The following is a 6,080-nucleotide window of genomic DNA, read 5'->3' as shown; positions in this document are numbered from 1 at the left end:
ACGACTCTATGGCATCCTGAAAAAACGCATGAGCTTTTCAGGATGCTATCTAAAAACTCTGATTGATCTAATTTTTTAGATAATTGTCACTATGAAAAAACCTATTATAAAAGGCGTAATTGTAACAGCTATGTTATCGCTGGTTGCATTTGCCTGTAGCGAAAGTTTTCTGGAAGCGCCAGCTACCGGAGCCTTAGCCAGTAATCAGTTAACAAGCAGGGCCGGACTAGATGGTCTGCTTATTTCGACCTATGGCCAGTTGAACGGTCGTGGTTACAACCAAGCCGCTGCTTCGTTGGACTGGGTTAGAGGTAGCGTCTCAGGAGGGGATGGCAACAAAGGGTCTAACTCTGGGGACTTTAACTCCCTAACTCCTTTTCAGACGTATCAGGTGCTTCCGACAGCTGGCGACGTAAACCAGAAATGGCAGGCCTTATATGAGGGTGTTAGCCGGGCGAACATGGTACTACGTATGATTCCTCAGGCAGCAGCCGACGTATCAGCCGCCGATAAGACACGGATTACGGCCGAAGCTCGGTTCTTACGTGGCCACTATTACTTTCTTCTGAAACGTCAGTGGAATATGGTTCCCTACGTTGATGAAACGACGGATTATAGTCTGGGCATTGAGAAAATAGCCAACAACGTAGATATCTGGTCGAAGATCGAAGCTGACTTTAAGTTCGCAGCTGACAATCTTACCGCTACGCAAAGTGCAGTTGGCCGGGCTAACAAATGGGCAGCTACTGCTTATCTGGCGAAGACGTACCTGTATCAGAAAAAGTACACAGAAGCAAAACCTCTCTTCGATCAGGTGATTGCGAATGGTACCACATCCGATGGCACGAAATACGCGCTGGTAGCAAACTTCACGAATATTTTTAACGCTGCTACAGAAAAAAATTCGGAGTCTGTTTTTGCCGATCAAGCTGCTGCTAATACAGGAAGTGCGGATAATGCAAACCCCAACCTGAACTTGAATTTCCCCTACAATACGGGTTCAAACGGGCCAGCAGGTTGCTGCGGTTTCTTCCCGCCCAGCTTCGAGATGGCTAACTCATTCCGGGTTAATGCCAATGGTCTGCCTTTGCTGGATGGTTCTTACAATTCGGCAACGAATGAATTAAAAACCGACCAGGGTATCGCTTCAAACGCAGCCTTTACACCAGATGCAGGTCCGGTAGACCCACGTTTAGACTGGTCGGTAGGCCGTCGTGGCATTCCTTACCTGGATTGGCAAGTTCACCCAGGCCAGGACTGGATTCGTGACCAGGGCTTTGCTGGTCCCTATTCCCCGAAGAAGTTTGTCTTCTATAGAACGCAGTCTAAAACGCTGACCGACGGTAGCTCATGGACGGATGGGTACTCAGCTATCAACTACAACTTCATTCGCTTCGCCGACGTATTACTGATGGCTGCTGAATGTGAGATTGAAGCAGGTAGCCTAGAAAAAGCCCGTGAATACGTTAATATGGTTCGTACTCGGGCAGCTAATACGTCTTACTGGGTAAAAACGGCGGCAGGCGCAAATGCAGCTAACTACGTAATCAGCAACTACACCGCGCCATGGACTGATAAGGCAACTGCTACCGCTGCGGTTCGGTTTGAGCGTAAGCTGGAATTATCAGGTGAAGGGCACCGTTTCTTCGACTTAGTTCGTTGGGGTACTGCTACTACAGACCTTAACGCTTTTGTGGGCTACGAAAGCAAAAAATTACCTGTAGCTTACTCAGGAGCTGCTTTCACAGCTAATCAGGACGAATATTTACCTATTCCACAAACCCAAATTGACCTTCAGGGAAATGATGCAAGTGGAAACAAGGTGTTGAAACAAAACCCAGGTTACTAAGAACGTATTTAATTTTACGTTATAAAGCGCAACGGCTCCTCAATTGAGGAGCCGTTGCGCTTTATAACAATACACATTAGGATTAGTTATCACTTTACCAACAAACCAACCAACGTTATGGCTAATCATAAAACTATCGACCAGCCGGGCTCAAACGACAAACAACCCAATGCTGAACGAACCCGCAACCACGACGCACACGATACGGGTAAAAACCGGCCTAATGCTGAGACGGAAATGACTAATGCCAATAAGAGCAAGCAAGGCCCCGAGGACAATCATGATACACATAACAAGAGTAAGAAAGAACTAGCAGAAGAACGGGGCGGACATGGTCATTCTGGCCATAGCAGTAACCGGAGCGGTAGCCAATCGAATGCCTGAACGAGTGAATAATGTACAATGCGTAATGAGTAATGTTTTCCTTTTCCATACTTCATTAGTCGTTACGCATTGTACATTATTCATTACGTATGGATCTGACCCAACTTCGGGCCGAACTTCGGCAAGAACATAAAGATATTTTAGCGTATTGGCAGCGCTACGCTCCTGACTCTGAGCATGGTGGATTCTACGGCCGGGTCAATTACCAGAATCAGCCCGACGCAAAAGCAGATAAAGGCATCGTATTAAACGCCCGGATTTTATGGACGTTTTCTGCAGGTTTACGCCATACCCAACACGAAGAATACCGTCCTGTTGCAGAACGAGCATTTCAGTATATTCAACAGCATTTCGTTGATCCTCAACACGGTGGTGTCTACTGGTCGGTAGACGCTACGGGGCAACCCAAATATCCGATCAAACATTTGTATGGACAGGCTTTCGCCTTGTATGGGCTGAGTGAGTATGCACACACCACGCGCTCCACACCTGCCCTTGCCCTCGCCAAAGAGCAATTTGCTCTCATGGTCAAACATGCTCACGATTCAAAAAAAGGCGGATTTGTAGAAGCACTCTCCCGCGACTGGTCGCCAGCAACTGACTACATAATCAGCAAGTACGAGAATCAGGAAAGCAAAACAATGAATACGCACCTCCATATTCTGGAGGCTTTTACGTGTTTATATCGCGTCTGGCCCGATAAGTCAGTAGCAGATCAGATGCGCGGTATGCTGCACACATTTCTGGATCATATCGTTGATCCGAAAACGTACCGAATGAATCTTTTCATGGATAATGACTGGAACATCCGTCGGACGGCCATTTCCTACGGTCACGATATTGAAGCTTCCTGGCTTCTTCCCGAAGCGGCTGACGTATTGGCGGCCAAAAATCCAGGCGATAAACCATTACAAAAAAGGGTTCGAGACGTTGCCGTCAAAATGGCACGCGCAGCTACGACAGGCCTCGATCCTTCTGACGGGGGTATGAATTATGAGCTTGAGCCAGATGGCCACCTTAATAAAGAGCGCTCCTGGTGGGTACTCGCCGAAGCTATGGTTGGCTTTATGAACGCTTACCAGCTTACCCAGGAAAAGCAATTTCTAGACAAGTCGATCAGCAGTTGGGAGTTCATCAAAAAATATTTACTCGACCTTAAAAATGGGGAATGGTTTAGTGGAGTAACGGCTGATCACAAAGTGCTTGGTAATGACAAAATCAGTATGTGGAAATGCCCCTATCACAACAGTCGCTCCTGTCTCGAAATGCTCGAACGTCTGGAGCACATCCGATAACGTAGCGAACCCACAACCTTTACCGTATGTTATTCATACAGATGATTTATGGTTGTGTGCCCTGAGCTCATAATACGCTACGTTAGGCAATCATAAATCAGCAATACTATTTCAAAAATTGCTGAATGCTTTACCCAAATACCTTAGATAATAAATTAGGATTCGATACCATCCGTGAACGGCTGAAAGATGCCTGCGTAAGCCCATTAGGACAGGATTACGTCGATAAGATTCGGTTTACGGATAATGCTCAACTGATTGACAAACTGCTACGTCAAACGGCTGAATTTAAGCAAATTGTTCAGTACGAACCCGATTTCCCGAACAGCAATTACATCGATGTTCGGTCTCATTTAAATCGTGCCCGCGTTGAGGGCCTGGCACTTACCGAAGCCGAATTTTTTGATCTTAAGCTAGCGCTACGTACTGTTCAGGAATGTTTGCGCTTCCTGGTCAAGCGTGACGAAGACAACAGTTTCCCATTCCTACGCGAACTGGCTGGCCCGATAGGCATTGATAAAAAGCTGACTGACTCGCTGGAACGGGTTATTGATGATCGGGGAAACGTTCGGGATTCGGCCTCGCCTGAGCTGGCCAACATCCGGCGACGTATCATCGGCGAACAGGCTAACCTGCGTAAACGGCTGGATAGTATCCTGCGTCAGGCTCGTCAAAACGGCTGGATTCCTGATGATTTATCGTTGACGGTACGTGGTGGTCGACTGGTGATTCCAATCGCGGCAGAACACAAACGCAAGATTAAAGGATTCGTTCATGACGAATCGCAGACAGGTCAGACTGTTTTTCTGGAGCCAGCCGAAGTATTCGATGCCAACAACGAAATTCGCGAACTGGAATACGAAGAACGTAGAGAGATCTATCGGATTCTGCTGGCTCTAACGGATCAAATTCGTCCGCATTTAGATGAACTACGAAAGGCTATTAATTTTCTGGCCCAGATTGACTTCATTCGGGCAAAAGCTAAGTTGGCCGTTCAACTCGATGCCGTCATGCCCAAACTGGTTGAGCGCCCCTTTGTTAACTGGACCAACGCCCGGCATCCGTTACTCCATTTATCGTTCTCAAAACAAGGAAAACGGGTAGTCCCCCTAAGTGTTCGATTAGACGAGAAGGCGCGAATCTTGATCATTTCTGGCCCTAACGCAGGTGGTAAATCTGTAGCCTTGAAAACCCTCGGTCTTGTGCAGTATATGCTCCAATGTGGGTTGCTGGTGTCGATGGATGACTTTTCGGAAATGGGTATTTTCCAGAATCTGTTTATTGACATTGGCGATGAGCAATCGCTTGAAAACGACCTTAGTACGTACTCGTCGCACCTGACTGCCATGAAGCAATTTTTAATCGGTGCTAACAAACGGACATTCTTTCTGATCGACGAATTTGGCACAGGAACTGAACCTGGCCTGGGCGGAGCGATTGCTGAATCGATTCTGGAAGATCTGAATAAGTCGGGGGCTTATGGTGTCGTCAATACACACTATACAAACCTGAAAGTCATGGCGGATAAAACGGCAGGGCTGATTAACGGAGCTATGCGTTTCGATGGCGAACATCTTGAGCCGTTGTATCAGCTCGAAATCGGGCGCCCCGGCTCATCGTTTGCGTTCGAGATCGCTCAGAAAATTGGCTTACCCAAAGGAGTCATTGATCGAGCGAAGGAAAAGCTTGGTAATCAGCAGGTAAGTTTCGAAAAACTCCTGAAAGAGCTGGATATTGAAAAACGCGTTTTCTCCGAAAAGAACATCGAAATCGGTATCAATCAGCGTAAGCTCGCTCAGCAACTTGCCGAATACACCGCGTTAAAAAATCGGCTGGATAATGAGCAGAAACAAATCGTAAACGACGCCAAGCAGAAAGCTAAAGCGCTGGTGCAGGAAGCGAACCAACGTATCGAAAATACGATTCGGGAGATTCGGGAGAACAAAGCCGAGCGCGACGTAACAAAGCAGGTTCGTCAGCAACTGGAAAGCTTCGAACGCAAAGAACTTAAGCCAGAAGCCATCATTATTGATACGCCAAAGCCATCGGAAGAGGAATTCGAAAAAGATAGCGGAGCAATCAGCGTTGGCAGTTACGTTCGCATTGCCGGACAGAATGCCGTTGGCGAAGTGCTTTCGATTCGGGGAAAAGATGCTGAAATACGTATCGGGGATCTGAAATCGAATGTAAAAGTAAACCGACTCGAAAAAGTTAGCAAAAAAACCTTCAAAGAAGCCACCGAAGTACGCGACGACCGCCCACGCAGCCAAGGGATGGACATCAATGAGAAGATGCAAAACTTCAGTTTCAACCTTGACATTCGCGGCAAGCGGGGCGAAGAAGCGCTGACCGAAGTAGACCGTTTTGTGGATGATGCTTTAGTGCTGGGCTATCCCGAACTACGTATCGTTCACGGCAAAGGCGACGGTATTCTACGAACGCTGGTACGTAATCATCTGCGTGGCTATAAACAAGTTGGCCGCATGGAAGATGAACATGCCGACCGGGGAGGTGCTGGTGTTACAATTGTTAAAATGAAATAAACCGTTTTC

4 protein-coding genes are annotated in these 6,080 nt (G+C 47.2%); all 4 read left to right on the top strand.

The genetic code is table 11. The annotated features are described in order from the left end of the window. Positions 1-91 precede the first annotated feature (91 nt). The 4 genes from ACOJS8_RS20450 (at position 92) to ACOJS8_RS20435 (ending at position 6,071) form a co-directional block, all read left to right on the top strand. Positions 92-1,849 (top strand): RagB/SusD family nutrient uptake outer membrane protein, encoded by a 1,758-nt coding sequence (locus tag ACOJS8_RS20450; protein ID WP_420150406.1) that lies wholly within the window; start codon positions 92-94, stop codon positions 1,847-1,849. Positions 1,850-1,966: 117 nt separating this feature from the next. After that, positions 1,967-2,233 carry a hypothetical protein gene (locus ACOJS8_RS20445; RefSeq protein ID WP_420150405.1) on the top strand — a complete coding sequence of 89 codons (267 nt, stop codon included), beginning with the start codon at positions 1,967-1,969 and terminating at the stop codon, positions 2,231-2,233. A gap of 89 nt (positions 2,234-2,322) precedes the next feature. After that, a complete protein-coding gene (locus ACOJS8_RS20440) occupies positions 2,323-3,528 on the top strand; it encodes an AGE family epimerase/isomerase (RefSeq protein WP_420150404.1) in 1,206 nt (401 codons plus the stop codon). 125 nt (positions 3,529-3,653) lie between these two features. Next, complete coding sequence (locus ACOJS8_RS20435; protein WP_420150403.1) at positions 3,654-6,071, top strand: endonuclease MutS2; 2,418 nt, start codon at positions 3,654-3,656, stop codon at positions 6,069-6,071. Positions 6,072-6,080 lie beyond the last annotated feature (9 nt).

It is taken from the genome of Spirosoma sp. (assembly GCF_048594605.1).
Classification (GTDB): domain Bacteria; phylum Bacteroidota; class Bacteroidia; order Cytophagales; family Spirosomataceae; genus Spirosoma.
This window is presented reverse-complemented; position numbering and strand designations above follow the sequence as displayed.

Bases quoted from the DNA above. Each gene is read 5' to 3' on its own strand.
- ACOJS8_RS20450 (WP_420150406.1), top strand. From the start codon at position 92: ATGAAAAAACCTATTATAAAAGGCGTAATTGTAACAGCTATGTTATCG.
- ACOJS8_RS20445 (WP_420150405.1), top strand. From the start codon at position 1,967: ATGGCTAATCATAAAACTATCGACCAGCCGGGCTCAAACGACAAACAA.
- ACOJS8_RS20440 (WP_420150404.1), top strand. From the start codon at position 2,323: ATGGATCTGACCCAACTTCGGGCCGAACTTCGGCAAGAACATAAAGAT.
- ACOJS8_RS20435 (WP_420150403.1), top strand. From the start codon at position 3,654: ATGCTTTACCCAAATACCTTAGATAATAAATTAGGATTCGATACCATC.